At 65.1% G+C, this 24,584-nt stretch carries 25 protein-coding genes and 2 tRNA genes; 7 read left to right on the top strand and 20 right to left on the bottom strand.

Annotated elements, in window-relative coordinates; all coding sequences use genetic code 11:
* The 12 genes from surE to L338_RS13460 all read right to left on the bottom strand — a co-directional run bounded on the left by surE (position 1) and on the right by L338_RS13460 (position 10,545).
* Complete coding sequence (surE, locus tag L338_RS13515; RefSeq protein ID WP_022698926.1) at positions 1-798, bottom strand: 5'/3'-nucleotidase SurE; 798 nt, start codon at positions 796-798, stop codon at positions 1-3.
* Complete coding sequence (gene serS, locus L338_RS18130) at positions 795-2,249, bottom strand: serine--tRNA ligase (protein WP_022698925.1); 1,455 nt, start codon at positions 2,247-2,249, stop codon at positions 795-797. The genes surE and serS overlap by 4 nt, the downstream gene beginning before the upstream one ends.
* A 54-nt stretch (positions 2,250-2,303) precedes the next feature.
* A complete protein-coding gene (gene tatC, locus L338_RS13505) occupies positions 2,304-3,134 on the bottom strand; it encodes a twin-arginine translocase subunit TatC (protein WP_051122799.1) in 831 nt (276 codons plus the stop codon).
* Positions 3,131-3,532, bottom strand: coding sequence for a Sec-independent protein translocase protein TatB (gene tatB, locus L338_RS13500; RefSeq protein ID WP_033311440.1), 402 nt, complete (start codon positions 3,530-3,532; stop codon positions 3,131-3,133). The genes tatC and tatB overlap by 4 nt, the downstream gene beginning before the upstream one ends.
* 25 nt (positions 3,533-3,557) lie before the next feature.
* Positions 3,558-3,812: a twin-arginine translocase TatA/TatE family subunit gene (locus tag L338_RS13495; RefSeq protein WP_022698923.1), complete on the bottom strand. Its 255-nt coding sequence runs from the start codon at positions 3,810-3,812 to the stop codon at positions 3,558-3,560.
* Positions 3,813-3,909: 97 nt separating this feature from the next.
* Positions 3,910-4,581 carry an SMC-Scp complex subunit ScpB gene (scpB, locus tag L338_RS13490; RefSeq protein ID WP_051122801.1) on the bottom strand — a complete coding sequence of 224 codons (672 nt, stop codon included), beginning with the start codon at positions 4,579-4,581 and terminating at the stop codon, positions 3,910-3,912.
* A gap of 56 nt (positions 4,582-4,637) precedes the next feature.
* Positions 4,638-5,468, bottom strand: coding sequence for a segregation and condensation protein A (locus L338_RS13485; RefSeq protein WP_022698921.1), 831 nt, complete (start codon positions 5,466-5,468; stop codon positions 4,638-4,640).
* Positions 5,465-6,487 carry a beta-N-acetylhexosaminidase gene (nagZ, locus tag L338_RS13480; RefSeq protein ID WP_022698920.1) on the bottom strand — a complete coding sequence of 341 codons (1,023 nt, stop codon included), beginning with the start codon at positions 6,485-6,487 and terminating at the stop codon, positions 5,465-5,467. Before nagZ ends, L338_RS13485 begins: the two co-directional genes overlap by 4 nt.
* Positions 6,484-7,308, bottom strand: a complete 825-nt coding sequence (locus tag L338_RS13475) for an SPOR domain-containing protein (RefSeq protein ID WP_022698919.1) — start codon at positions 7,306-7,308, stop codon at positions 6,484-6,486. The genes nagZ and L338_RS13475 overlap by 4 nt, the downstream gene beginning before the upstream one ends.
* A gap of 116 nt (positions 7,309-7,424) precedes the next feature.
* Complete coding sequence (locus L338_RS13470; protein ID WP_027068555.1) at positions 7,425-8,597, bottom strand: deoxyguanosinetriphosphate triphosphohydrolase; 1,173 nt, start codon at positions 8,595-8,597, stop codon at positions 7,425-7,427.
* Positions 8,598-8,628: 31 nt separating this feature from the next.
* The gene (locus L338_RS13465; protein WP_022698917.1) at positions 8,629-9,129 is read right to left on the bottom strand and encodes a hypothetical protein; all 501 of its coding nucleotides are present in this window, start codon (positions 9,127-9,129) and stop codon (positions 8,629-8,631) included.
* Between the two features lie 3 nt (positions 9,130-9,132).
* Entirely contained in the window at positions 9,133-10,545 is a 1,413-nt protein-coding gene (locus L338_RS13460) for a YadA-like family protein (RefSeq protein ID WP_022698916.1), read from the bottom strand.
* A gap of 307 nt (positions 10,546-10,852) precedes the next feature.
* Between L338_RS13460 and erpA the strand changes: the two genes are divergently transcribed.
* From erpA to L338_RS13440, 4 genes are read left to right on the top strand one after another with little or no spacing between them, the layout of a single operon-like run.
* Complete coding sequence (erpA, locus tag L338_RS13455; RefSeq protein ID WP_022698915.1) at positions 10,853-11,188, top strand: iron-sulfur cluster insertion protein ErpA; 336 nt, start codon at positions 10,853-10,855, stop codon at positions 11,186-11,188.
* A complete protein-coding gene (locus L338_RS13450) occupies positions 11,188-11,865 on the top strand; it encodes a nitroreductase (RefSeq protein WP_022698914.1) in 678 nt (225 codons plus the stop codon). The genes erpA and L338_RS13450 overlap by 1 nt, the downstream gene beginning before the upstream one ends.
* Positions 11,866-11,913: 48 nt before the next feature.
* Positions 11,914-12,693, top strand: a complete 780-nt coding sequence (gene xth, locus L338_RS13445; protein WP_022698913.1) for an exodeoxyribonuclease III — start codon at positions 11,914-11,916, stop codon at positions 12,691-12,693.
* 7 nt (positions 12,694-12,700) lie between these two features.
* The gene (locus L338_RS13440) at positions 12,701-14,566 is read left to right on the top strand and encodes an ArnT family glycosyltransferase (RefSeq protein ID WP_022698912.1); all 1,866 of its coding nucleotides are present in this window, start codon (positions 12,701-12,703) and stop codon (positions 14,564-14,566) included.
* A 137-nt stretch (positions 14,567-14,703) separates the two neighbouring features.
* Here the strand turns inward: L338_RS13440 and L338_RS13435 are convergent, their stop codons facing one another.
* The 5 genes from L338_RS13435 to L338_RS13415 all read right to left on the bottom strand — a co-directional run bounded on the left by L338_RS13435 (position 14,704) and on the right by L338_RS13415 (position 21,263).
* Positions 14,704-15,645, bottom strand: coding sequence for a DUF3137 domain-containing protein (locus L338_RS13435; protein ID WP_022698911.1), 942 nt, complete (start codon positions 15,643-15,645; stop codon positions 14,704-14,706).
* Positions 15,642-18,392 (bottom strand): valine--tRNA ligase, encoded by a 2,751-nt coding sequence (locus L338_RS13430; RefSeq protein ID WP_022698910.1) that lies wholly within the window; start codon positions 18,390-18,392, stop codon positions 15,642-15,644. Before L338_RS13430 ends, L338_RS13435 begins: the two co-directional genes overlap by 4 nt.
* Before the next feature lie 117 nt (positions 18,393-18,509).
* Positions 18,510-19,106: a DUF2497 domain-containing protein gene (locus L338_RS13425; RefSeq protein ID WP_022698909.1), complete on the bottom strand. Its 597-nt coding sequence runs from the start codon at positions 19,104-19,106 to the stop codon at positions 18,510-18,512.
* Between the two features lie 66 nt (positions 19,107-19,172).
* A complete protein-coding gene (locus L338_RS13420; protein WP_022698908.1) occupies positions 19,173-20,525 on the bottom strand; it encodes a TolC family outer membrane protein in 1,353 nt (450 codons plus the stop codon).
* Between the two features lie 84 nt (positions 20,526-20,609).
* Positions 20,610-21,263, bottom strand: coding sequence for a protein-L-isoaspartate O-methyltransferase family protein (locus L338_RS13415; protein ID WP_022698907.1), 654 nt, complete (start codon positions 21,261-21,263; stop codon positions 20,610-20,612).
* 156 nt (positions 21,264-21,419) lie between these two features.
* Between L338_RS13415 and L338_RS13410 the strand changes: the two genes are divergently transcribed.
* A tRNA-Cys gene (locus L338_RS13410) sits at positions 21,420-21,493 on the top strand.
* A 14-nt stretch (positions 21,494-21,507) separates the two neighbouring features.
* Here the strand turns inward: L338_RS13410 and L338_RS13405 are convergent.
* Both L338_RS13405 and L338_RS13400 read right to left on the bottom strand, forming a co-directional pair.
* Positions 21,508-22,380, bottom strand: a complete 873-nt coding sequence (locus L338_RS13405; RefSeq protein WP_022698906.1) for an MBL fold metallo-hydrolase — start codon at positions 22,378-22,380, stop codon at positions 21,508-21,510.
* A complete protein-coding gene (locus tag L338_RS13400) occupies positions 22,377-22,721 on the bottom strand; it encodes an Mpo1-like protein (RefSeq protein WP_027068554.1) in 345 nt (114 codons plus the stop codon). The genes L338_RS13405 and L338_RS13400 overlap by 4 nt, the downstream gene beginning before the upstream one ends.
* Before the next feature lie 301 nt (positions 22,722-23,022).
* Between L338_RS13400 and L338_RS13395 the strand changes: the two genes are divergently transcribed.
* Positions 23,023-23,098, top strand: a tRNA-Asn gene (locus L338_RS13395).
* Positions 23,099-23,159: 61 nt separating this feature from the next.
* Here the strand turns inward: L338_RS13395 and L338_RS13390 are convergent.
* Positions 23,160-23,621, bottom strand: a complete 462-nt coding sequence (locus tag L338_RS13390) for a YybH family protein (protein ID WP_022698904.1) — start codon at positions 23,619-23,621, stop codon at positions 23,160-23,162.
* A gap of 306 nt (positions 23,622-23,927) precedes the next feature.
* Here L338_RS13390 and L338_RS13385 point away from each other — a divergent pair.
* Positions 23,928-24,584, top strand: a 657-nt coding sequence (locus L338_RS13385) for a calcium-binding protein (RefSeq protein ID WP_022698903.1), incomplete at its 3' end; no start/stop codon positions are given.

Here is a 24,584-nt window from a genome sequence, read left to right as displayed (position 1 = left end):
CTAGCCCGTCTCCTCCCCGCCGCCGAGGGCGGCGGCCAGCGCGTCACGGGTTTCCTGATGGGTGAGGTCCATGTGCAGCGGGGTGACGGAGATCTTTCCGGCATAGACCGCTTCCAGGTCCGTCCCCTCGCCCGGCGTGGAGAGCTTGTTCTGGAAACCCAGCCAGTAATAGTCGCGGCCCGCCGGGTCCTGCCGACGGTCGATCTGCAGCAGGGCGCGGTCGCGGCGGCCGACGGAGGTGACAACGGTTTCCGTGACATCCTCCGGCGCGGCGTCCGGGAAATTGATGTTGATCAGCACATTCTCCGGCCAGCCGGCCTTGAGCAGGCGCTTGATGAGGTCCGGGGCGAAGGCCTCCGCCGTATCGAAGCGGGGCGCGGAGCCGCGCTCGCGGAAATTCATGGTCTGGGACAACGCGATGGACGGTATGCGCTGCTCCATTCCCGCGATGGCCCCGGCGATGGTGCCCGACAGGGTGACGTGTTCGGCCAGGTTCTGGCCGCGATTGACGCCGGACAGGATGAGGTCCGGCGGCGTGTCGCCCATCAGCGAGCCGACGGCCAGCATGACGCAGTCGGTCGGCGTGCCGGTGACCGACCAGTAACGCTCCCCCAGCTTCTTCACGCGCAGCGGATCGTGCAGCGAGATGCCGCGCGAGGCGCCGGACTGTTCGACCCGCGGGGCGACCGTCCAGATATCGTCGGAGAGAGTCTGGGCGATGGCCTGAAGCGTTTGCAGGCCCGGCGCGTCGGCGCCGTCATCATTGGTCAGGAGGATGCGGGGGTTTTCAGGAATCACGCCGCCGGCTCCAGCCGCTCCAGCCCGCCCATATAGGGGCGCAGGGCCTCGGGGATGGTCACCGAGCCGTCTTCATTCTGGAAGTTCTCCAGAATGGCGACCATGGCGCGGCCGACGGCGACGCCCGACCCGTTGAGCGTGTGGACGAATTGCGGCTTGCCGTCCGCGTCCCGGTAGCGGGCGCTCATGCGGCGCGCCTGAAAGTCCCCGCAGTTCGAGACCGAGGAGATTTCGCGATAGGCGTCCTGGCTCGGCAGCCAGACTTCGAGGTCATAGGTCTTTTTCGCGGAGAATCCCATATCGCCCGAAGAAAGCGTCATAACCCTGTATGGAAGCTCAAGTTTTTGCAGGACCGCTTCGGCGGCTTGAGTCATCCGCTCATGCTCGGCCTCGGAATCCTCGGGCCGGGTCACCGAGACCAGCTCGACCTTCTGGAACTGATGCAGGCGGATCATGCCGCGCGTATCGCGGCCCGCGGCTCCGGCCTCAGACCGGAAGCACGGCGTCCAGGCGGTGTAGCGGCGCGGGAGGCTGTCATTGTCCGAGATCTGGCCCGCGGCAATATTGGTCAGCGGAACCTCGGCGGTGGGTATGAGAAAATGATCCCGACCAAATTGCTTCGACTGTAAATCCGCAGATTTATTCTCCGCGTCTCGCACAAGCTCCTCGAGCTCCTGATCACTCTCACCAGAACGAATTACATCGCGCAGTTTTTCAAGAATTCTTCCAGTGGCTCTGACTAGACCTGCAACCAAGCGAGTCTTTTCCGCGGATGAAGTGCGATAGACATCAGCATCAAATTTCGGAAGCTGCCCTGTTCCATACAAAGCTTCGTCTAGGACCATAAACGGCGGGGCGACTTCGGTGTAGCCGAAATCGGTGGTCTGGATATCTAGCATGAAATGGGCGAGCGCGCGCTCCAGGCGAGCGAGACCGCCGGTGAGCATGACGAAACGGGCGCCGGAGATTTTCGCCGCCGTTTCGAAATCCATCATGCCGAGCCCCTCGCCCAGCGCGACGTGGTCCTTTGCCACGAAACCGAGATCCTTCGGCTCGCCCCATTTGCGGGCCTCGACATTATCGTCCTCGCCGGGGCCGACGGGCACGCTGTCGGCAGGAAGATTGGGCAGGCCGGCGAGTTTATCCCCAAGCTCTGTGGATAATTTCTCGGCCTGTTCGCCCTCTGTTTCGATATTTTTCTTGTATTGCGCGACTTCGCTCCGCAGGCGCTCGAATTCCGCCTCGTCGCCGGAGGCTTTCGCCTGACCGATCTTCTTGGAGGCGGCGTTGCGGGCCGTTTCGGCTTCCTGCCGGCGCGTTTCGGACGCGCGGCGGGCCTCGTCCAGTTCGATCAGTTGATCGACCAGAGCCTTCGGGTCGTCGATGAAGCGCTTGCCCCAGCCTTCAATGAAGCGTTCGGGTTCGCTGCGGATGGCTTTGATGTCGTGCATGGGGCACGTGTAGCCGCGCGCCCGCGGTGCGTCTAGGCGGGTTTGCGCCGCCTGTCAGTCCGCGTCTTTCTCTCGCCGCCGCTCGATCAGTTTCACGCACCAGATGGAGATTTCGTAGAGGAGCAGGATCGGGATGGCGAGGACGGTCTGGGAGATGATGTCCGGCGGCGTGACAAAGGCGGAGAGGACGAAAGTGACGACCACCGCGTAGCGCCAGAATTTGCGCAGGCCCGTGGATGTGACGAAACCGGCCTTGGCCAGAAGCGTCAGGACGACGGGAAGCTGAAACGCGGCCCCGAACGCGAACAGGAGCGCGGTGACCAGCGAGAAATAGTCAGAAACTTTTGGAAGAAGACTAACCGAAACAATGCCTTCTTCCATGATTTGCTGACGTAACGCGAAGTTCATCACCAGCGGCAGGACGACATAAAAAACCATCGCCGCGCCGATGGCGAACAGAACCGGCATAGCCCCGAGGAAGGGCAGCAGCGCGCCGCGCTCATTCTTGTACAGACCCGGCGCGACGAAGGCGTAGAGCTGCCACGCCACCACCGGAAAGGCGACGACGACCGCGCCGACCAGCGCCAGCTTCACCTTGACCAGGAAAAATTCCAGCGGCGCGGTAAAGACCAGCTGCAGCTCCCGCCCCTGCCCGTCATTATAGCGCTCGGCCGCGTTCTGGAACGGCACGAGGAGCAACTTGTAGATCGGGCCGGCGAAAATGAAGCAGACGATGAAGGCGGCCAGAATCACCAGCGAGGAGAAGATCAGGCGCGAGCGCAGCTCCGTCAGGTGCTCCAGCAGCGGGGCGCGGCTGGACTCCACCTCGTCCGGGCTGTCGTCCTTGTCCGTGATGTCGGGCGGGGGCGTTTGGGAGCCGCTCATGAGGACTTCGCATCCTCTGGCGGCTCACCGGCGTCCGGCGTATCGCCCTCCGCCTTTGTTTCTGGTTCCGGCGCGCCGCCGGCTCCATGGGCGTCATCGGCGGGCGGCTTGCGGTTCAGCGGGGCCATGACCGCGTCTCCGGTCTCGTCCAGATCTTTCTGGATATCTTTCACGGGGTCGCCGCGCTTGAGGGCCTCAACCTCCTTGCGCAGCTCCTCGATTTCCGCCTGACGGCCCAGTTCCTCAAAACTGGACTGAAATTCGCGGGCCAGACCCCGCGCCTGCCCCCAGAGTTTGCCGACCTTGCGCATCATCAGCGGCAGGTCCTTCGGACCCACGATGATCAGCGCCAGCGCGCCGACGAGCAGCAGCTCGGTAAAGCCGATCTGCGGGATCATCCGGTCAGGCCCTCAAAAGACGGGTTCAGGAAGAGGACGAGGACTTGTCCTTCGCCTTGCCGCCGGAAGGCGACATGTCGATGGTCTCGCCATGGTCGGGGATGGAGCGCGGAGCGGATTTCTCCTTCTCCTTTTCCTCGTCTTCCTCGCTGAGGCCGGAGCGGAAGCTCTTAATGCCGCTGGCGAGGTCGCCCATGATGGAGGAAATCTTGCCGCGGCCGCCAAACAGCAGGAGCAGCAGGACAACAACAATCAGAATTTGCCAGATGCTGGGCGACATGGCGCACCCTCTCAATCAAACGCCGCGCGTGAATGGCGGCTCCGTTTCGCCTTGATGAATACCGCACGGGCGCGTGAGCGTCCAACGCGCGGGGCACTCACGATGACGTGTCTTCGTCCATGAAATCCATATGGAATTCGGAATCGTCGTCCAGCGGATCCTCGGTCAGGGATTCCTCCAGCTTGGCCAGCATTCCGGGGTCGGGAACCTCGAAATCCTTGGGCAGGCGGGAATCGAGCATGCCGGCGGCTTTCAGCTCCGCCTTGCCGGGCAAGTCGCCCAGCGATTCCAGACCGAAATGGGAAAGAAACGCGTCTGTCGTGCCGTATGTCACCGGGCGGCCCGGCGTGCGGCGGCGGCCGCGCATGCGCACCCAGCCAATCTCCATCAGGAGGTCGATCGTGCCTTTCGAGACGGCGACGCCGCGAATTTCCTCGATCTCCGCCCGGGTGACGGGCTGGTGATAGGCGATAATGGCCAGAGTCTCCTGCCCGGCGGAGGACAGCTTGCGCGGCTCCTCGCGCACGTCCTCCAACAGCCAGGCGAGGTCCGAGGCGGTCTGGAAGCGCCAAGCCCCGCCCACGCAGACCAGCTGCACGCCGCGGCCCTCATAGGCCTCCTGAACGCGGTCCAGCAGGTCCGGCACGTCGGCGCCCTTCGGCAGCTTGGCGGCCAGCGTCGCCTCGTCCAGCGGCTCGGCGGCGGCGAACAGAAGCGCCTCCATCATGCGGAGCTGTTCGCCCGCGTCATCCTCGGCCGCGGCGAACATGGCGTCGCGCGTGTCGCGGCGGGCGCGCACCTCGGCGAGATCGACGGGGTCGTCGCTCATGCGTGATCATCCTTTGCTGTGTCGCGCGGCTGTGACCGGCGCAGCCAGAGCGGGGCGAAGACATCGGACTGGCGCAGCTCCGCCACGCCCTCCTTCACAAGCTCAAGAGACGCCGCGAAGCCACTGGCGGAAATAGACTTTTTCGGCGGCGGCTTTGCACCCAGCGTGGATTCCGGCGGCAGCAGGGAATCCAGCGTGCGCCAGTCATCGGCTTCCGGCAGACGCCGGGTCAGGCGGTCGCGGGCGTCCTCCAGCGCCATGACGGGCGGCGTTTCAAACCGCACGGTGGACTTGGCGACGATGGAGCGGCGCGCGCCATAGGCCTTCAGAATGTCGTAGAGGCCGGCCTGCCAGATGGGGGTGGTCTTGCGGCGCAGCCCTTCCGGGTTGCCGCGCGCGAAAACGTCGACGCCCAGCTGGTCGTTGCGGAACAGGGTGTCGACCGCGTTGCGCATCGCCTCCAGCCGCTGCAGGCGGAAAGCCAGCGCCTTGGCGGCGGCTTCCGGATCGCCCTCCTCGTCCTCAGCCGTTTCCGGCTTTGGCAGGATCAGGCGGGATTTCAGCCAGGCCAGCCAGGCCGCCATGACCAGATAATCCGCCGCCAGTTCGATCCGCAGGACGCGGGCATGGGCGATGAAGTTCAGATATTGCTCGGCCAGCTGGAGAATCGATATCTGGCGCAGATCCACCTTCTGGCTGCGCGACATTTCAAGCAGGACATGAAGCGGGCCTTCATAGCCGTCGAGGTCCAGGACCAGCGCCTCGTCCGGCTCCTTGTCCTTCGCGGCGCGCAGGTCGAAATCCAAGTCTTCCTCGAAATCGCTCACGCCATCGCCTCCACCGGGGTTAGCAATTCTTTCAGGCGGGCGGCGCCGGCTTCCGGGTCAAAATCTTCGGGGTCCGGCGCGGCGGCGGCGCGGTCGGCGCGGCGGCGCGCATCGCCCGTCAGGACCTGACAGCCCGAGGCGACTTCCTGCATCGCCTTCAGGTCGCCGGAGCAGTGCAGCGCAATATCGCAGCCCGCGGCGAGCGCCGCGGCCGTCTTGCCGGCCAGTGAGCCGGTCAGCGCCTTCATGTCCAGATCGTCGGTCATCAGAAGCCCGTCGAACCCCATGTCCCCCCGGATCACGTCAGAAATGATCGATTCGGACAGGGTGGCGGGATTCGCCGGATCAAGCGAGCTGTAGAGAATATGGGCGGTCATCGCCATCGGGTCGCGGGCGGCCAGCGCCTTGAACGGGGCGAAATCGGTAGCCGTCATGTCCTCCGCCGGGGCGGCGACCTTCGGCAGGGAGAGATGGCTGTCGGCGGTGGCGCGGCCGTGACCGGGAATGTGCTTGATGACGCCCTGCACGCCGCCCGCCTCCAGCCCGTCCAGCGCCGCGCCGCCGAGGGCAGCGATGACGTCCGGGTCGCGGGAAAAGGCGCGCTTGCCGATAATCTCGTGCGCGCCGGGCTGGGGCAGGTCCAGAACCGGGGCGCAGTCGGCGTTGACGCCGACCTCCAGAAGGTCATGGGCGATCAGGCGGTGCTTGAGGCGGCAAGCCTCCAGCGCGGCGCCGCGATCCATGACGTAGAGTTCGCCGAACGGCGCGGCGGCCGGGTATTCGCGCCAGTGTGGCGGGCGCAGCCGGGCGACCGGGCCGCCTTCCTGATCAATAAAGATCGGCGCGTGACGGCCGACTGTGTCGCGCAGATCGGCGCAGAGGGCGGAAATTTGCTCCCGGTCTTCGCAATTGCGCTTGAACAGGATGAAGCCCCACGGATCGGCGTCGGCGAAGAAGGCGCGCTCCTTCTTGCCCAGGCTCAGCCCTTCACAGCCATAGATCGCGGCGAGCTGGCTCACCGCGCGACCGAGATGCAGTCCTGCCCGCGCGCCTTGGCCTCGGCGCAGTAAGCGTCCGCGGCGCCCTTGGACTGGAAACCGGGGACGCGGACGCGGATATAGATTCCGCGCTCGCCCAGATCGGCGCGCTGATAGTCAGGCCGGACGCCGTTCGTCAGGTCCGGCGCCTTGGTCCGGAAGCCCTGCCAGACGGCCTGCGCGTCTTCATTGGTGCGCGTGGCGGCGATCTGGACCAGCCAGGGGCCGTCGGCGCTGGCCGGAAGCACACCGGAATCAGCGGTCGCGGCGGGAGCCTCCGGTTCAGGCTCGAGTTCGGGTTCCGGCTCGGGTTCTTCTTCTACAGGCTCGGCTGGCGTTTCTTCCGGCGCTTCCGTTTCAGCCGGGGCTTCCGTCCCGGCGGGTTCGTCGCCGCGCAGGCCGTCCGGCGCTTCGTCCGGGGTTTCGGACTCCGTCCCGGCGGGCGGCAGCGATTCCATCTCTATCGGCTCCTCGGCGGGCGGGGAGACATTCTCCTCAACCTCGCGCGGCTGGCCGGAAATCTCGTCATAGACCAGCTTGTCCTGGTCCGGCGTCTCATAGCCGCCGGGATCGGCGGGGACGGTCTTGAAGGGGCGTTCGTCGGCGGCGATCCGCGGCGGCGCGTCGCGCCCGCCCTCGCGCACGCCCTGATTATAGGCGCTCCAGATCACGCCCGCGAAGGCGATCAGGACGATGACCGCGACGGCCAGCAGGATGGCTCCGCGGCGGCGGCCCCCGCCCTCGTCGTCATAATCATCGCCATCGACGGGCGGCGCATATGCGCCGCGGCGTTCTTCGCTCATGCCTGCCTCGTCAGCTTTTTAAAGCCGGTCTTCCCCATAGGTGTCCGATAAAGGCGTTTCAGGCCGCGCGCCGCAAGGGGTCTTGTCGGTTTATCCCCGCCCGAGACCGCTAAAACCTAGAAATAGCCCTCGACGGAGAAGAGTTTGCGGTGCTCTTCCAGCGCGTAGCGGTCCGTCATGCCGGCCACGTAGTCGGAAACGATTCGCGCGGTTTCCAGCGATTTCGGCTCCCCGGCCAGGCGCAGCCACTCGCGCGGCATGACATTGGGCTCGGCCAGATAGAGCTGGAACAGATCGCCGACGACGCGGCGCGCCAGGCTCATCTTCCGGTTCACGTCCGGGTGGCGGTACATGTTGGCGAACAGGAATTTGCGGAGTTCCGCATCCTTGGCGCGATGTTTCTCCGAAAAACCGACCAGCGTGCGGCCCGCGGCGCGGACGTCTTCGGGCGATCCGGGCCGGGCGTCGGCGAGGCGGCGTTCGGTTTCCGCCATCACGTCCTCCACCATCGCGCCAATCATCTCCCGCACCGATTCGTGGATCAGGCGCGACTTTCCTATGTCGGGCCAACGCTTGCGCACGGAATGGAAAATCTCGCCCACGAAGGGCACGTCCATGACGTCATCTATGCCGAACAGGCCCGCGCGCAGGCCGTCATCGATGTCGTGATTATTGTAGGCGATGTCGTCGGCGATGGCGGCGACCTGCGCCTCCAGCCCGGCATGGCTTTCCAGCTCCAGCCCGCGCCATTGCGGATAGTCGGTGAGCGCCCAGGGCAACTCCTCTACGCTGACCTGTTCGGTCACGACCGGGCCGTTGTGCTTCACCACGCCTTCCAGCGTTTCCCAGGTGAGGTTCAGGCCGTCATGGTCGGGATAGCGCTGTTCGATATGGGTGACGATGCGCAGAGTCTGGGCGTTGTGGTCGAAACCGCCATATTCGCGCATTGCGGCGTGCAGGGCCGCCTCCCCCGCATGGCCGAAGGCCGGGTGGCCAAGATCGTGAGCGAGCGCCAGCGCCTCGGCCAGATCCTCGTCCAGCCGGAAAGACCGGGCCAGCGAGCGGGCGATCTGCGCCACTTCAAGCGAATGGGTCAGGCGGGTGCGGTGATGATCGCCTTCATGGGCGACGAAGACCTGCGTCTTCTGCTTCAGGCGGCGGAAGGCGGTGGAGTGGATGATGCGGTCGCGGTCCCGCTGGAACGCGGTGCGGGACGGGCTTTCCGAGGTCTCATGGATGCGGCCGCGCGTCTTCGCCGGATCGCTGGCGTAAGGGGCGAGAGTCTTCATTGTCGGTCCGCCCTTTTTGAATGCCAAGGGGTCAGCCCCCTTGCGAGTCCGCGTTCATGCGCGCCGGCGAAACGGAAATCCCGTGCAGCCGCCAACCGCCCTCGACCATCTGGTAGTAGAGATCGAAGCGGATTGAAACGGGTCTGAACTCGAACGCGCCGCGCAGCCGCAGGAGGCCGTTATCCTCCACCTGCGGCGGCAGGTAGAAAGCGGGCTCGGCGGTCAGGGACTGGCTGAGATCGACGCGTTGAGCGCGGAGATCGGAGAAGATTTGCGAGAGCTGCTCCGGCGAGTTCTGTTCCTTGAATCCCGGCGAACCGAGCGACCACAGGACGGTGTAATTATTCGTGCGATTGGCGTGATCGACCGCCAGAAGCGTCGACCAGACCATTTTCTCCGCCGCCAGCTCGCTGATCTGCTGGGCCGGGGCGGCGCGCGGAAGCAGCAACGCCAGCGCAAGAACCGCGGCGGTGACGAAAAAACGCGCCGGGGCAAGAAACCCCGGCGCGCCAAGTTTGCGAAGTTCAGTCATGCGTTACCGGCTAATGGAGAATCCAGCTCTGGCGCCGACTGTATCACTATCCAGCCCCACGCCAACGCCGGCGGAGAACTGCATGTACTCGTTCGCGCGGATGGCGCCGGCGACCGAGAGCGCGTTCTGGTCCTCGAAATAGCCGTAACCGCCGCTGAGGGTCCAGCGATTGCTGGGCGGCACGTACGGCGTTTCCATGGCCAGCGCGATGGCCACGCCTTCCGCATTTTCCTGCAGCCCGCGATTGTTCGCCTGAATGGCGTTGAAGAAGGCCCCGCCATCGGTCGCCAGATTGCCGTTGGCGTCGGAGGTGACCATTTCAAGCGGGCCGGACTGCGCGGACCGGCTGGCGCCCGAGGTGATCCCGGACATCGTATAGGTGCTGCTGCTGGTGCCCAGCGCGACCTGGTTTTCCCGGGTCGTCACCGCGCCCGCGCCAATGGCCGTGGAGCCGGCAAACGCGGCCGAGCTGTCAGAGCCGATCGCCGTTGCATTCAGGCCGACGGCGCTGGCCGCCTCGCCCACCGCCAGGGTGCGTTCGCCCTGCGCGGAGGCCAGATGGCCGATGGCATGAGCGCGCTCGCCGGTGGCGTTGGCCTGCCAACCGAACGCAGTGGCCGCGGTGCCGTTGGCGACACTTTCGCCGCCGATCGCGGTGGTGGAGGTGCCGGTGGCCGAGGCGCTGTCGCCCATGGAGAGCGCGTCCGTGCCGTTCGCGACAGCCTGATTGCCGATGGCGGTGGCGTTGGCCGTCTGGGCCTGCGCGTTTTCACCGATGGCGAGGCTGAAATCGCCCTGCGCGGAGGCCAGATGACCGAAGGCGTGGGCGCGCTCGCCAGTGGCGTTTGACTGCCAGCCGAAAGCGGTGGCGGCCGTGCCGTTGGCGACGCTTTCGCCGCCGACCGCCGTCGTGGAGGTGCCGGTGGCCGAGGCGCTGTCGCCGATGGCGAGCGCGTCCGTGCCATTGGCGACGGACTGGTTGCCAATGGCGGTTGAGTTGTCGCTCTGCGCCTGGGCGTTCTCACCCACGGCGAGGCTGAAATCTCCCTGCGCCGAGGCGATATGGCCGATGGCGTGGGCGCGTTCGCCCGTGGCGTTCGATTGCCAGCCGAAAGCCGTCGCGGCGATGCCGTTGGCAACGCTTTCGCCGCCGACCGCGGTGGTGGACGGACCCGTGGCGGAGGCGTTCTCGCCCACCGCCGTGGCGTCCGTTCCATCCGCCGTGGCGTCCGTTCCGACGGCGGTCGCCAGTTCGCCGGAAGCGTCGGAGCCGACGCCGCATTCAAGCGAATCCGCGCCGGAACCAGTGTTACAAGGCGCTGTGCCGTCTGCGGCGGCCGCGCCGGCCCATGTGATAGCCAGCATGCTGCCGGCGACCATCAAACCATTACGGAAAAACTTGCGTGACCCATTCATAACCTGGTGTCTCCTCTTGCATGATCGCAAAGGAGACCGTTCCGCCAGGACTCATGTCTCACCGAGATTGCAGGGGGCAAAGGCGTCCCTCGCGATGCGCTGAAGCAATATCGCTCCATGGACGGGACATGTGCCGATCCCGAAGCGAGGCAAGAAAAATCTTTGAGAAACGGAAGAATTATACGGTTTGTTCTTTTTAAACCGGCATTCAGTCTTGAGCTGAAAATTTTACTTAAGTTAAAAGCAGGCGCCGCAACCTGCGCGCCGGCTCTTAAAATCGGGAGGCGGGATCGCTAGATAAGATGTCATGACCGAGTCTGATCAAACACCCGTCACCATAAGCGCCTCCGCCGCCAGGAAGATCGGCGCGATCCTTGCCGGCGAGCCGGACAAGGTGCTGCGCGTCGCCGTCGAGGGCGGAGGCTGTTCCGGCTTCTCCTACAAGATCGATTTTGGCGAACGCGAGGACGAAGACATCGTGCTGGAGCGCGACGGCGCGACCGTGGTGATCGATCCGGTGTCCCTGCCCTTCCTGCAGGGCGCGGAGATCGATTTTACCGAGGAGCTAATCGGCGCCTCGTTCAAGATCAACAACCCGAACGCGACGGCGGCCTGCGGCTGCGGCACCAGCTTTTCGGTCTGATGGGGCTTTCCGTCTCCGGCGCGCTGGCGCAGCGTATTTCCACCCGCGCCTTTCTGGACAAACCGGTTTCCGAAAACCTGATCCGCGAGGTTCTGGACGCGGCGCGCCGCGCGCCCTCCGGCGGCAATCTGCAGCCCTGGAAGGTGATCGCGGCGGGAGGCGATGAGCTGCCGGCGCTGACCGCGCTGGCGCAGCGCGTTCTGAGCGAGAACCCGACCGGCGAGGACACGGACCGGCCCGTCTATCCGTCCAGGCTTTGGGAGCCCTACCGTACCCGCCGGTTCGAGGCGGGGGAGGAACTCTATGGCAAGCTGGAAATTCCGCGCGAGGACAAGGGCGCGCGCCTGACGCAGTTCTGGAAGAATTACGAATTTTTCGGCGCCCCGGCGGCCCTGTTCTTCGTGATCGAGGAAGAGATGGGGCACGGCCAGTGGGCGCATCTGGGCATGTTCATGCAGTCTATCGCGCTGCTGCTGGAGGAGCGCAGACTGGCCAGCTGCATGCAGGAAGCCTGGGGCATATTGCGCCCGTCCCTGAAGAGCCATTTCGGACTGGCGGACGGCGAGATGGTCTATTGCGGCATGGCGGTGGGTTACGCCGACCCGGATGCGGTCATCAATCGCGTGCGGACGGCCCGTGAGCCGGTGGACGCGTTCACTGAATTCAGAGGCTTTTGAGCGGCGCGCCCCCTCGCCTTTGAACGCGACTCCGTTAGAACAGGGCGCATGAAGATTGCGACCTGGAACGTGAACTCCGTGAAGGCCCGCATCGGGACCGTCATGGACTGGCTGAAAGAGGCGGCGCCGGACGTTGCCTGCCTTCAGGAAATCAAGACGACCGACGAGGGCTTTCCGCGCATGGAGCTGGAAGACCTCGGCTATAATATCGAGACGCACGGCCAGAAGAGCTATAACGGCGTCGCGATCCTCTCCAAATTTCCGATGAGCGACGTCACGCGCGGCCTGCCGGGCGGCGATGGCGACGATCAGGCGCGCTATATCGAGACGCTGATCGAGGCCGATACGCCGGTGCGCGTAGCCTCCATCTATCTGCCGAACGGCAACCCGGCGCCGGGGCCGAAATATGATTACAAGCTAGACTGGATGGACCGGCTGGCCGCCCATGCGCGCGAATTGCTGGCGCTGGAGGAGCGGCTGGTTCTGGCCGGGGACTATAACGTGATCCCGACCGAAGATGACGTGCATGACCCGGCGGTCTGGGCCGATGACGCGCTGTTCCTGCCCACGACGCGGGCGAAATATCATGCGCTGCTGAATCTGGGGCTGACCAGCGCGTACGAACAGGCGGACGGGCGGCCGCACCAGTACACGTTCTGGGACTATCAGGGCGGCGCGTGGCCGAAGAATCACGGCATCCGCATCGACCATCACCTGCTTTCCGCCGAAGCCGCCGACGCGCTGTCCGGGATCACGATCCACAAGGATGCGCGGTCCATGGACAAGCCGAGCGACCATGTGCCGGTCGTGATCGAGCTGCTGGACTGAAGGCGTGATGGTCCGCCGGGCCGCCGATGATTACTGGCGCTATGCCGCCATGGCCGCCATCGCGCTGGCCGCGCTGATCAAGCTGCTGCTGGCTGCGCAGGTGGCCTTCATCTGGGAAGAAGCAAGCTACCGCATCGCCGGGTCACACCCGGCCTGGGGCTTTGCCGACACGCCGGCGGGCGCGCCGCTGCTGAACTGGCTGAGCGCGGCGGTGTTCGGGGAAACGCGGCTGGGGGCGCGGCTGATCTTCTGGCTGGCCGGGGCGCTGATCCCGCTGGCCGTGTGGCGGTTGGCCGACGACGTGGCGGGGCCGCGCGCGGCGGCGCTGGCGGGGCTGATGGCGGCGGTGATCCCGCCGGTCTTCGTGGCCGGGGCGCACGCCTATCCCGAACCTATATTGCAGCTTCTGTTCGTGACGCTGCTGATTGCGCTGTCGGGCGGGCTGCGGTCCAGCGACCGGCGCTGGTGGATCGCGGCGGGCGTGATTTGCGCGCTGGGGCTGGCCTATCACTATCGCTTCTGGTTCGTGCCGGCGGGGCTGGGCCTGTTCGCCGTGGCGACGCCGCAGGGGCGCAACCTTTTGAAGACGCGCGATCCCTGGATTGCGGGCGCGATCGCGGCGATCGGGCTGGCGCCCGGGCTGATCCATAATATCCAGACGGGGTTTGCGTCCTTCACCTTCCAGGCGGCGGGACGTCAGGAATGGTCTTTCTGGCCGCCGGGCCTGCTCTATCCGCTGGAGCAGGCGGCGATTTTGACGCCGGTGATCGCCGCATTCGTGGCGCTGGGCGCGCTGCAGCTATGGCGGGCGGTCCGGCGGGGCGAGGCGTTTGCGGGGCTGGTCCTGTTTCCGGCGGCGCTGATCTGGGTTCTGTTCGCGCTGCTGGCGCCGCTGAACAAGGATTACCTGCTGCACTGGCCGTTCATGGCCTATGCGCCGCTGCTGCCTTTCGCGGCGATCGAGGCTGAGCGCTGGATGCACGGGGCGCGCTGGCGGGTGTGGGTTACGGCCGGCGGGGTGGCGCTGGCGGCGGTGGCGAGCCTTGGCTGGGCGGTGAACCTGATGGCGTGGCAAAGCGCGGGCGAGACGCGGCTTTATGGCGGGGATCTGGAGGACTGGTCGGACCTGCACCGGCCACTGGATACGGCGCTGCTGCGCCTGCCGGGCGATGCCCCGGCCATCGTCGTGGCGAGCGACCATGTGACAGCGTCGCAGATCGCGGTTGCGGCCGATCCGGGGGCGCCGGTCTATGCGCTGGACCACCCGACCGACGCGGCGCAGGGATTCCAGTTCTACTGGGATAAATGGGGCCGCGGGGAAGCGGACCTGCCGGACGGGGCCGAAGCGGTGATCGCGCTGCGCGAGCCGGACTATCTCTATCGCAGCGCGGAGCGCACGGCGTTCCGGGCGCGGCTGTGCGGCAGGTTCGGCGAGATCGAAAAGCTGGCCACCGTGCCGCTGGCGCCGGGCGTGGTGCGGGTTTCCATCTATACCGCGCGCGCCGGGGGTGAGACCCCGCCCGCCGCATGTCCGCTGCTGCCCAAGGCGATGATCGAACAGCCGCAAGCGGCCGAGCGCATGGCCCGCCAGATGCGGCCCGTCTATGGCGTGGCGGCGCACCCGGACGGGGTGAGGCGGATCGACGTGCTGCTGGACGGCCGGGTGATAGCGGGGACGGACCAGCGCCATGACCTGCCGGGCTACCGTTTCCCCGAGGTTCTGGATTTCGACCCGGATTATCCGGCGGTCTATTGGGATTTGCGAGTTGATTTCGCGCCCTATGAGCCGGGCAAGCACGCGCTGGGCGTGCGGGTGACGACAGGCACCGGCGAAACGGTCGAGAGCGACCACCGGATTATCTATTTGAAGTAAGGCGTCAGGCGCCCTGCCCTTCGAGACGCCCTGCGGGCTCCTCAGGGAAAGGGCTACTGTGCCGCTGCGAATTTCACGCCAACCTTATCCTGAGGAAGCCGCGAAGCGGCTGTCTCGAAGGAGGTTCCAGAACGTTACTAAGGCCGGACTTCCCGAAGGGCCTTGATGACGTTGCGGACGGAGCCGATCTCGCTCATCAGGCTTTCGAAGCGTTCGGGGTCGTCCATGGGTTTGAACATGGAGCCGGGTTCAAACAGGTTTTTGGTGTCGATCAGGAAATAGAGCCAGCCGCCGGCGATGGCGCCGCGCAGTTTCTTGCCGCCAAAGCGCGCCTCCATCGCCGCCAGATGCTCCATGACATTGGGCGGCAGCAGGTAGCGCGCCTCCACCTGATCGGTGGTCCAGACGGTGAAGATTTTCTCGAATTCGTTCTCGCCCATCCCGGCGCGGTCCATGCCGCGCGGGGCGGAAAAACCGTCGAACAGGCCGCCATCGCGGGCAAAGACAGTTTCGCCCAGCGCGCTGGACTGGTGCTGAACGCGGCCGATCACGCCGCGAAAGACGGTGACGTAATAGGTCTTCTTGTCGGATTTGCGCTTTTCCTCGAGATGCGCCTCGTAGAACTGGAAGCGCGCGCCGTCATGCTCGCCCTCGATCCAGTCCTCGAAATCGCGGCGGTCATGGCCGGGCAGAAGGGAATAGCGGCGGCAATCCTCGAACCCGACCGGCTCGAACCCCTTTTCCTGATGGGAATAGCCCAGCGCGGTGATGACCGGATGCAGTAGCGCCTGCTTGGCTTTTTTGTGGATGCCCTGAAGCATCGCGGCGCCGCCCCCGACAGTCAGGACAGCAGCCAGAATGAACGCGAAAATGATCAGGTCCGGGTTGCCATAGAGCGCGAGCAGGAGGGAGATGATCGCCGCCACGCCGAAGATCACGCCGCCGGCAATGAAGCAGCGGCGGATCACCTGTTTGCGTTCGGCCTCCAGCTCGCCGAGCGCGGGACGGACCTGTGTTTCCCAGAGGCCGGGCGGCGCGTCCTCGAACCCCTCGGGAAGCGTCTGGCCCGCTTGCGTCATCCGTCCAGACGCGCCTGCGCGGCTTCCAGCTTGTCCTTCTGGGCCTGCGCCTCGGCCAGCTTTTCGCGTTCGCCCGCGACCACGGCTTCAGGCGCATTGGCGACGAATTTCTCGTTGCCGAGCTTTTTCTCGAAGCGGGTGATTTCGGCGTCCCATTTCTCCAGCTCTTTGGCCAGGCGCGCGCGTTCAGCGTCCAGATCGACAAGGTCTTCGAGGCGGAGGGCGAAGGTGGAGCCGCCGACGACGGCCTGCACGGATTTTTCCGGCGCGGCATCCGCAAATTCCAGCTCCGTCACCCGCGCCAGACGGCGCAGCGGTTCGGAGAGCCGTTTCGCGCGGTCCTGCGCGGCCTGATCCGCGCCAACGAAGATCAGCGGCGCGGTGGCGGCGGGCGGGACATTCAGACCGGCGCGGACCGAGCGGATCTCGGTCACCAGGTCGATCAGCCAGTTGAGATCGGCGGCGGCGGCCTCGTCGATCAGGTCATCGCCGAAGTCCGGCCAGTCGGCGGAGATCAGAAGGGTTCCGCGCCCCGCCTCCCCGGCCGTCTTGTTCCAGAGCTCCTCGGTCACGAAGGGCATGAAGGGGTGGAGGATGCGCAGGATCTGGTCCAGCGCCCAGGCGCCGGCGGCGCGGGTCTCCGCAATCGCCGCTTCATCCTCGCCGTTCAGGATAGGCTTGGCGAGCTCCAGGAACCAGTCGCAATAGACGTTCCAGGCGAAGCGGTAGGCCGTGTTGGCGGCGTCGTTGAAGCGATAATTCTCGAGATTGCGCGCCACCTCGCGGCCCGCCTTGATCGACTCGCCGATGATCCAGCGGTTCACGGCCTGTTTGGCGTCCGCCGGGTTGAAATCCGGATCGGGCGCAAAGCCATTCATCTGGCCGAAGCGGGCGGCGTTCCACAGCTTGGTGGTGAAGTTGCGGGCGCTCTCGAACCGGTCTTCGGAGACACGGATATTGGCGTTCTGCGCGGCGCCGGACACCAGCGCGAAACGCAGCGCGTCCGCGCCATAGCGGTCCACGATGTCCAGCGGGTCGGTGACATTGCCCTTGGACTTGGACATCTTCTGGCCGTTGGCGTCCACGACCAGGCGGTGAATGAAGACGTCATGGAACGGGATTTCGCCGTCCATGAAGTGGATGCCCTGCATCATCATCCGGGCGACCCAGAAGAAGATGATGTCGAAGGCCGTGATCAGGACCGTGGTCGGATAGAAGGCTTTCAGCTCATCGGTCTCTTCCGGCCAGCCGAGCGTGGAGAACGGCCACAGGGCGGAAGAGAACCAGGTGTCGAGGACGTCCTCATCCTGCGTCAGCGCGACGTCCTTGCCGTGCTTTTCTTTCGCCTGGGCCTGCGCGGCGGCTTCCGTCTCGGCGACAAAGATATTGCCGTTTTCGTCATACCAGGCCGGGATGCGGTGCCCCCACCAGAGCTGGCGCGAGATGCACCATGGCTCGATATTTCGCATCCATTCGAAATAGGTCTTTTCCCAGTTTTTCGGGACGAATTTCGTCTTGCCGGTTTCCACCGCCTCAATGGCGGGTTTTGCAAGCGTTTCGGCGTCCACGAACCACTGGTCGGTGAGATACGGCTCCACGACGACGCCGGAGCGGTCGCCGAAGGGCTGCATGATTTTCTTGTCCTCGACCGCCTTCAGGCAGCCAAGCTCGTCCATGCGCGCGACGATCTTCTTGCGCGCCTCGAACCGGTCGAGACCGCGGAAATCTTCCGGGATACGGGCGAGGCCCTTATCGTCCGCCTCGGCGGTCGCCTCCGACAGGAAGCGGGCTTCCGGGTCGAACAAATTGATCGAAGCCAGGCCCGCGCGCTGACCGACCATGAAGTCGTTGAAGTCATGGGCCGGGGTGATTTTCACCGCGCCGGCGCCCTGCTCCGGGTCCGCGTGTTCGTCCGTGACGATGGGAATTTCGACATCCGCGATCGGCAGGCGCACCTTTTTGCCGACCAGGTCCTTGTAGCGCTCGTCATCCGGGTGCACGGCGACGCCGGTATCGCCCAGCATGGTCTCGGGGCGCGTGGTGGCGACCAGAATATAGTCGCGCGTCTCCCACTCGGTCGGCTTGCCGTCCTCGTCATGGGCGATGGGGAATTCATAGGTCGAGCCATCAGCCAGCGGATAGGCGAAATGCCAGAAATGGCCGTCGATTTCCTTGTTCTCGACTTCGAGGTCGGAGATGGCGGTCTGGAAGTGCGGATCCCAGTTCACCAGCCGCTTGTCGCGGTAGATCAGGCCCTGTTCGTGCAGTTCCACGAACACTTTCAGGACGGCGGCGGAAAGCCCCTCGTCCAGCGTGAATCGTTCGCGGCTCCAGTCGCAGGACGCGCCGAGGCGGCGCAGCTGGCGAAGGATGGAGCCGCCGGACTGGCCCTTCCATTTCCAGACGCGCTCAATGAAGGCTTCGCGGCCCATGTCGCGGCGGGAGATATTGCCCTCGGCCGCGAGCTGACGCTCCACCACCATCTGGGTGGCGATGCCGGCGTGGTCGGTGCCCGGCTGCCAGAGGACGCGCTTGCCCAGCATGCGCTGATAGCGGACCAGCGAATCCTGAAGCGTGTTGTTCAGGGCGTGTCCGATATGCAGAGAGCCAGTGACGTTGGGCGGCGGGATGACGATGCAGAAGGTTTTCGCATCGGGATCGTCCTTGGGCTGGAAGGCGCCGGAGTCCTCCCACTCATCGTACCAGCGGCTTTCCGCCGCCTGCGGATCGAAAGTCTTGTCGAGCATGGGCCTCTGATGACCGGAAATTGCGCCTAAAGGCGACATGAAAAAGGGTTCGCGGGGCTATAGCAACGCCCCGCGCCACAGGCCAAGCATTCGGGTAAGCCTGAAATCGCGCGGAAATTACCGCCGGCGGGCGATGCGCTCGATTTCTTCCTCGACCTTCGCCTCGACAATGCGGGGCAGGTTCTCGTCCAGCCAGCTCTTGAGCATGGGCTTGAGAAGCTCGCGGACCAGCGCTTCCAGCGTCTGGTCGTCATCGCCCATGCGCAGGCCCGCGCTGAGCCTGGCGAACGCGCCGGCGGAGGCCGTCGCCGCGCCATCGCCGACAAGACCGCTGGCGGACGGGGCGTCTTCCGCCCATTCGCGCGCCGCCGCCGGTTGAGGCTGCGGCTCCGGCTCATGGCGGATCTCGGGGCGCGGTTCAGGCTCGGGGTCCATCGCGACGACGTCTTCCATCGGACGCGGCTCCGGCTCGGGCTCGGGTTCCGGCTCGGGCGGCGGGGCCGCCGCTTCGGGCTCGTCCTCGACCGGTTCGGTCAGCTCCAGAACGTCCTCGTCCTCAGCTTCTTCGGGCTCAGGCTCGGGTTCGGGCGCAGGAGCAGCTTCGGCCTGCGGCTCTTCCGCCGCCTGCGCGCCATCCTCGTCGTCCTCAGAAATGATCCGGCGAATAGAGGACAGGATTTCCTCCATCGTGGGTTCTTTTTCAGCCTCGGCCATGGCTATCCCCGATTCGTTCTATGTTTACAGGCTAATGGCGGGTTCGCCTTTATGTCCAGCAAAGCCTTACGGTTCGATTGACGTCGAGACCAGACGGCGTTTCGTGTCGTTGAAATCCGCGTCGGGGTCGAATTCGGCAATCGGCAGTTCAAGATAATCCGCAGTCAGCAGGCCCATGGCGGAAAGCAGCCGGTGGGCGGCGACATATTGCTGCTGGCGCGCCTGAGCCAGACGGATCTGGGCGTTGCGCAGCTGAAGTTCGGTATCCAGCACTTCAAACGTGGAGCGGAGGCCGTAATCGACTTCCTCCTGAATGCCTTCCAGCGCCTCTTCGGCGGCGGCGGTGGCGTCCTCGCTGGTCACCACGATATCGCGCGCGGCGCGCCACTGGCTCCAGGCGGAGGTCACTTCCTCCAGGATGATGCGCTCGCCGCGCTTTACGCGGAGGCGGTCGCGATTGACCTGATACTTGGCGGCGCGGATCTGGGACCGCTCGAAACCGCCGGAAAAAATCGGGATCTCCAGCCGGGCCGTCAGCGAGGCGGCCTCTTCCTCGTCGCCGGCGAAGTTCAGGTTTTCGCGGCGGCTGAGCGTGCCGTTGAGGGTGACGCGGGGCTTGATGTCCGAGCGCGCCACGTCAACGCCGTGCACGGAGGCTTCCTCGACATAGCGGATCGAGACCAGTTCGGGATTCCAGGCGATCGCCGTTTGCTGCGCCTGATCCTCGCTCTCCGGCATGGGCGGCAATTCGGGCAGCGGCTCCAGCGACATGGGCGGAAAACCGAACACGTTTTCATAGCTGGCGCGGGCGGCCTGGAAATCCGCCTGCGCGCTGGAAAGATTGGCGCGGGCGATGGAGTAGCGGGACCGCGCCTGCGCGACATCGGTGCGGGTGACCTCCCCCACGTCGAAGCGCGCCTCGGTGTCGTCCACCTGGGCCGCCAGCGCGCGCACGCTCTCGCGGCGGATCTCGACCACTTCCGCGCTGGTCATGACGGTGGTGTAGGCCCGGACGCCATTGAAAATCACGTCCTGGGTTTCGGCGTAGAGGCTGTAGCGCGCCGACTGGATGGAGGCCTTCGCCTGACGCATGGAGGCCGGGGCGCGGCCGCCCGTATAAAGCGGCTGGCCAAAATTCAGCTGGGCGACAGTCGGCTCCAGCTCGTCATCGGAAGCGAAGATCGAACCGGACTCGTTGGTCTTGCGGTATCCGTAGGAAGCGCTGGCCGAGACCTGCGGCATCTTGTTGGAGCGCGCCTGTGCGTAATTTTCGTTGACGATGCGCAGATTGGCGCGCGCCGCCAGAATGCTCGGATTGCTGGAATAGGCGTGCGCCAGCACTTCGCGAAGCTCGTCGGCGCTGGCCGGAGAGACCGCGAAAACGCAGGCCAGTGATATGGCGGCGGCGCGTAGCTTCACCGAGTTTCCTCCCAAAAATCCCCTTGGCCCGCGGGCTGCCTACAAGTCCCGGGCCAGTCCGGCAAGCGCGCCGGTCAATCGAAATCAGAAAACGAACGAGGGTTCCGGCTCGAATCCGGGCAGAAGCGGCGGTTGCGCATCGAACAGCTCGCGCCGGCCGACGGCGCCGCCATCGCGGCGATAAAGAACCGCGCGGCCCGCCCCGTTGACCATTTCGAACACGCCCAGACGCCCCCCGTCAGAGAGCTGGTCGAACCAGGAACGCGACGGCGCGGCGACCGCCCCGTCGACCAGAATCAGGTCGAACGGCCCCTGGTCCGGCGCGCCGTTCTTGATGTCGCCTTCAATCACCACGGCGTTGTCGGCGCCGATATGATCCAGACTGGCGCTGGATTTCTCCAGCATCGCCGTATCCGGCTCCACGCCCACGACCGTTTCCACGAGGCTGGCCAGCACGGCGCAGCTATAGCCCCGGCCAGAGGCCAGATTGAGCGCAATATCTGTCTTGCGCGGCTCCATGGCCTGAAGCAATTTCGCGAAATCGCGCGGCCGCAGCAGCCAGCGGCCCTCGGTCAGCTCCACATGGGAATCCGAATAGGCTTGCGCCCGTTTGGCCTTGGGCAGGAACAGCTCGCGCGGGATGTCCCGCATCGCCTGAACGAGGCCGCCCATCGTGACGTCGCTGGTCCGCACCTGGCCTTCGACCATATGGCGCCGCATGGCTGAGTAATCTGTCATCCGCTTTTTTCGTCTCTGCCTGTCCGCATTCCAATACTGTTCTCGCGGCGGCTTATATCCCGCCGCTGCATCCAACCGCAACGCATGCGCGGCGCCTCATTGCGCGGGGCGCCGCGCTTGGCTATAGCGTGTCGCCTTCACACCACATGCGACAGGGGCGCCGTGGCGGAGTGGTGACGCAGAGGACTGCAAATCCTTGCACCCCGGTTCGATTCCGGGCGGCGCCTCCATCCCCTTCCCGCACTCAGAAATAGTCCAGCGGAATCGTGATTCGGCGCACGCCGGTCTCATCCGGCTCCGGCGGCTGGCCGCCGCGCACATTCAGCTGCACCGATGGCAGCATCAGCCGCGGCAGGCCCAGCGTGGCGTCGCGCGCCTCCCGCATTTCCACGAATTCGTCTTCGCTCACCCCGTCACGGGCGTGAATATTCTTCCGACGCTCCTCGGCCACCGAAGTCTCCGCGCGGGGGTCGCGGTTCGCGGCGGCGCCATAATCATGACAGACGAAAATCCGGGTCTCGGCGGGAAGCGTATCCAGAAGCTTGCGAATCGAGCGGTACAGCGTGCGCGCGTCCCCGCCCGGAAAATCACAGCGCGCCGTGCCCATGTCCGGCTGGAAGATGGTGTCGCCGACAAAGGCGGCGTCCCCGATTACATAGGTTCCGCAGGCCGGAGTGTGGCCGGGCGTGGCGATATAGCGCGCCTCGAGTCCCCCCAGGGCGAATGTCTCGCCATCCGCGAAAAAATGATCGAAGCCCTCGCGCCCCGGCAGCACGATCTTTTCGTAGCCGAAGGCGTCGCGGAACGCGGCGCGGACTTCATCGATCCGCCGGCCGACGGCGATCTTGCCGCCCAGCCGTTTCCTGACCGCCGGCGCGCCGGAGATGTGATCGGCGTGGACATGGGTTTCCAGAATCCATTCGACCGTCAGGTCCTGCTGTTCCACCCAGTCACAGATGCGATCCGCGAAATTCGTGCAGGTGCGGCCGGTCACCGTGTCGAAATCCAGCACCGCATCGATCACGGCCGCCGCCTTTGAGTCGGGATCGGAGACGACATAGGCGAACGTGCCCGAGTCCGCGTGGTAAAAAGATTCAACGCAAGGCACGGCGGTCACGCGCGGCCCTCCCCGCTTACGCCGGCCCTCGCCAGTTCATCATCCAGAGAGCCCGTGATGCGCGCCCAGAGCATCCGGTAGTCGCTGATCAGCGACCAGAGCGGGTGCGTGAAGGTCGCCGGTTTGTTGCGCTCTATGAAGGCGTGACTGATCCAGGCGAAGAAATACCCCGAAACGGGAACCAGAATCAGCGCCCACCAGGTGCGCGTCGCCAGGGCCAGCAGCAGGAGGCCGATGGCGAGGACCGATCCGGCATAGTGCAGAACCCGCGTTTCGGGACGCGCGTGCTCCCGCAGATAGTGCGGCCAGAAATCGCGATAGGTCTGGTAGCGTTCGGACATGGGGCCTCGCTTTTCGTCGATAGCGAAGGGAAGATAACCACTCTCCGCCCCGTCCTCCATAGGCGCGGCCAGATGGGCGCGCGCCGCGTTAACCTGTGGTTAAGCATAATTCGTCATAAACGGGATCGTCTTCTCTTGAAGACACCCCACCATTCACCCATACGCCTAACAGGGAGCCAGTGAGAAACCGGCTCCCTTCTTTTTCTCAGCGCTTTGCTGCGAGAAGGGCCTTGCACCCGGCGCGCGCCCCTTGCTATGAGGCGCGCCTTCCGCGAGAGATACGCGGATACAGGGCTTCTGATCCCCGGTAGCTCAGTTGGTAGAGCAAGTGACTGTTAATCACTGGGTCGCTGGTTCGAGTCCGGCCCGGGGAGCCATTCAGGGAAAAGCCGGCCGCCGCCTTTGCGGGGCCGGCTTTTTTCTTGTCTGAAGCGCGCCCTATTCCGGCGGGGAAGCCGTGGTCGTGTGGCCGCCGTCCAGAACATATTTCCACGCGCCATCGGGCTGCCGCCGCCAGACCGATATATATTTGCCGCGGACAATGCGCGGGTCTTCGTCCGCCTGCGGCATGCTCAGGGTCCAGCGGCCCCAGGTGAAGCCCAGATCGCCGCTTTCCGACACCTCAGCGCGCGCCGGCTCCCAGACCAGCGAGACGCCCTCCCCGGCGCCCGCAAAGGATTCGCCGATCGCCTCCGGTCCGGTAATCGGCTCCCAAAGGCTCTCGCGGAGGATTTCGGCGTCCGGGGCGGCGTATTCTTCAAAGGCCGCGGCCAGTCCCGCCGTCTGCGCGCGGTCAGAGAACGCCCTGTCCGTTTCCATAAGGCCCGGCGCGTTCGCCCCAAGCGCGGCTGACGCCCCTGAAAGGGCCAGCGCCATCGCAATCATTCCTGAAACCTTCATCCTGTCCGGCTCCTCGCCCTGATCGTTCCTGCCCCTATTCTAGGCCGGGAAAGCGATTGCCGCGCATCGATTCTCCATCCCTGTCCCAGATTTAACGTAATGAACATTTCTTACCGGTTTCGCCATGTCGTCCCGGTGTGTGTTTTTAACTGTAAAATCCGCAATCTGCCTGCTTTTGCGCCACTGTAAGGGACAGGGGCGGACAGGGTTGCCGGCATGCGCAGGCGGTGCGGTTGATTTAACTTTTTCGATATTTTAGCCCCCTAAGAGGGCTTTTTGCAGATCAATCACTTAAGAGGCGAAAGCATGGCGCTTATTCCTGGCACAACCGGTATCGACCGGATCCAAGGCACAGCAAACCCGGACGTCATTTATGGCGGCTCCGGTCCTGACGAAATCTTCGGCAATGGCGGCGCGGACCTGATCTATGGTCAGTCCGGCGCTGACAACATCTATGGCGGCGAAGGCAACGACACCATCTATGGTGGCGGCGCTGGCGACCTGCTGTGGGGTCAAAGCGGTTCCGACGTGATCTATGGCGGCGCTGGCCGTGACTTCATCGATGGCGGCGCGGGCACCGACACGCTGGTCGGCGGCAACGGCGCGGACATCATCTTCGGCTCGGCCGGCGATGACGTGATCGTGGGCGGCAACGCCTCCGACCGTCTGCTCGGCGAAGCTGGCAATGACACCTTCGTGTTCAATGGCGCGGACGGCGCGGACATCGTGTTCGGCGGCGACGGCACGGACCTGGCGACCTTCGCCGGCTCCACCTCCGGCGGCTATGTCTTCGTGATCAACGCCAATGGCTCCGCGACCGCGACCCCGTCCCTGGGCGGCCGCATCGCGATGTTCGATGTTGAAATCATTGCCGGCTCAACGGGCAACGACTTCTTCTTCGGCAACACCGGCGACGACACGTTCTACGGCATTGCTGGCTCCGACACGATCTATGGCGGCGGC

Origin of the sequence: Euryhalocaulis caribicus (assembly GCF_000412185.1) — a bacterium.
Taxonomy (GTDB): Bacteria; Pseudomonadota; Alphaproteobacteria; order Caulobacterales; family Maricaulaceae; genus Euryhalocaulis; species Euryhalocaulis caribicus.
The sequence above is the reverse complement of the archived record's forward strand: the minus strand, read 5'-3'. Positions and strand labels throughout refer to the sequence as shown.

Excerpts from the sequence above, each read along its gene's own strand:
- serS (WP_022698925.1), bottom strand. The coding sequence starts at position 2,249 with ATGCACGACATCAAAGCCATCCGCAGCGAACCCGAACGCTTCATTGAA.
- tatC (WP_051122799.1), bottom strand. The coding sequence starts at position 3,134 with ATGAGCGGCTCCCAAACGCCCCCGCCCGACATCACGGACAAGGACGAC.
- tatB (WP_033311440.1), bottom strand. The coding sequence starts at position 3,532 with ATGATCCCGCAGATCGGCTTTACCGAGCTGCTGCTCGTCGGCGCGCTG.
- L338_RS13495 (WP_022698923.1), bottom strand. The coding sequence starts at position 3,812 with ATGTCGCCCAGCATCTGGCAAATTCTGATTGTTGTTGTCCTGCTGCTC.
- scpB (WP_051122801.1), bottom strand. The coding sequence starts at position 4,581 with ATGTTCGCCGCGGCCGAGGATGACGCGGGCGAACAGCTCCGCATGATG.
- L338_RS13475 (WP_022698919.1), bottom strand. The coding sequence starts at position 7,308 with ATGAGCGAAGAACGCCGCGGCGCATATGCGCCGCCCGTCGATGGCGAT.
- L338_RS13470 (WP_027068555.1), bottom strand. The coding sequence starts at position 8,597 with ATGAAGACTCTCGCCCCTTACGCCAGCGATCCGGCGAAGACGCGCGGC.
- L338_RS13465 (WP_022698917.1), bottom strand. The coding sequence starts at position 9,129 with ATGACTGAACTTCGCAAACTTGGCGCGCCGGGGTTTCTTGCCCCGGCG.
- L338_RS13460 (WP_022698916.1), bottom strand. The coding sequence starts at position 10,545 with ATGAATGGGTCACGCAAGTTTTTCCGTAATGGTTTGATGGTCGCCGGC.
- erpA (WP_022698915.1), top strand. The coding sequence starts at position 10,853 with ATGACCGAGTCTGATCAAACACCCGTCACCATAAGCGCCTCCGCCGCC.
- L338_RS13450 (WP_022698914.1), top strand. The coding sequence starts at position 11,188 with ATGGGGCTTTCCGTCTCCGGCGCGCTGGCGCAGCGTATTTCCACCCGC.
- xth (WP_022698913.1), top strand. The coding sequence starts at position 11,914 with ATGAAGATTGCGACCTGGAACGTGAACTCCGTGAAGGCCCGCATCGGG.
- L338_RS13440 (WP_022698912.1), top strand. The coding sequence starts at position 12,701 with ATGGTCCGCCGGGCCGCCGATGATTACTGGCGCTATGCCGCCATGGCC.
- L338_RS13435 (WP_022698911.1), bottom strand. The coding sequence starts at position 15,645 with ATGACGCAAGCGGGCCAGACGCTTCCCGAGGGGTTCGAGGACGCGCCG.
- L338_RS13430 (WP_022698910.1), bottom strand. The coding sequence starts at position 18,392 with ATGCTCGACAAGACTTTCGATCCGCAGGCGGCGGAAAGCCGCTGGTAC.
- L338_RS13425 (WP_022698909.1), bottom strand. The coding sequence starts at position 19,106 with ATGGCCGAGGCTGAAAAAGAACCCACGATGGAGGAAATCCTGTCCTCT.
- L338_RS13415 (WP_022698907.1), bottom strand. The coding sequence starts at position 21,263 with ATGACAGATTACTCAGCCATGCGGCGCCATATGGTCGAAGGCCAGGTG.
- L338_RS13400 (WP_027068554.1), bottom strand. The coding sequence starts at position 22,721 with ATGTCCGAACGCTACCAGACCTATCGCGATTTCTGGCCGCACTATCTG.
- L338_RS13390 (WP_022698904.1), bottom strand. The coding sequence starts at position 23,621 with ATGAAGGTTTCAGGAATGATTGCGATGGCGCTGGCCCTTTCAGGGGCG.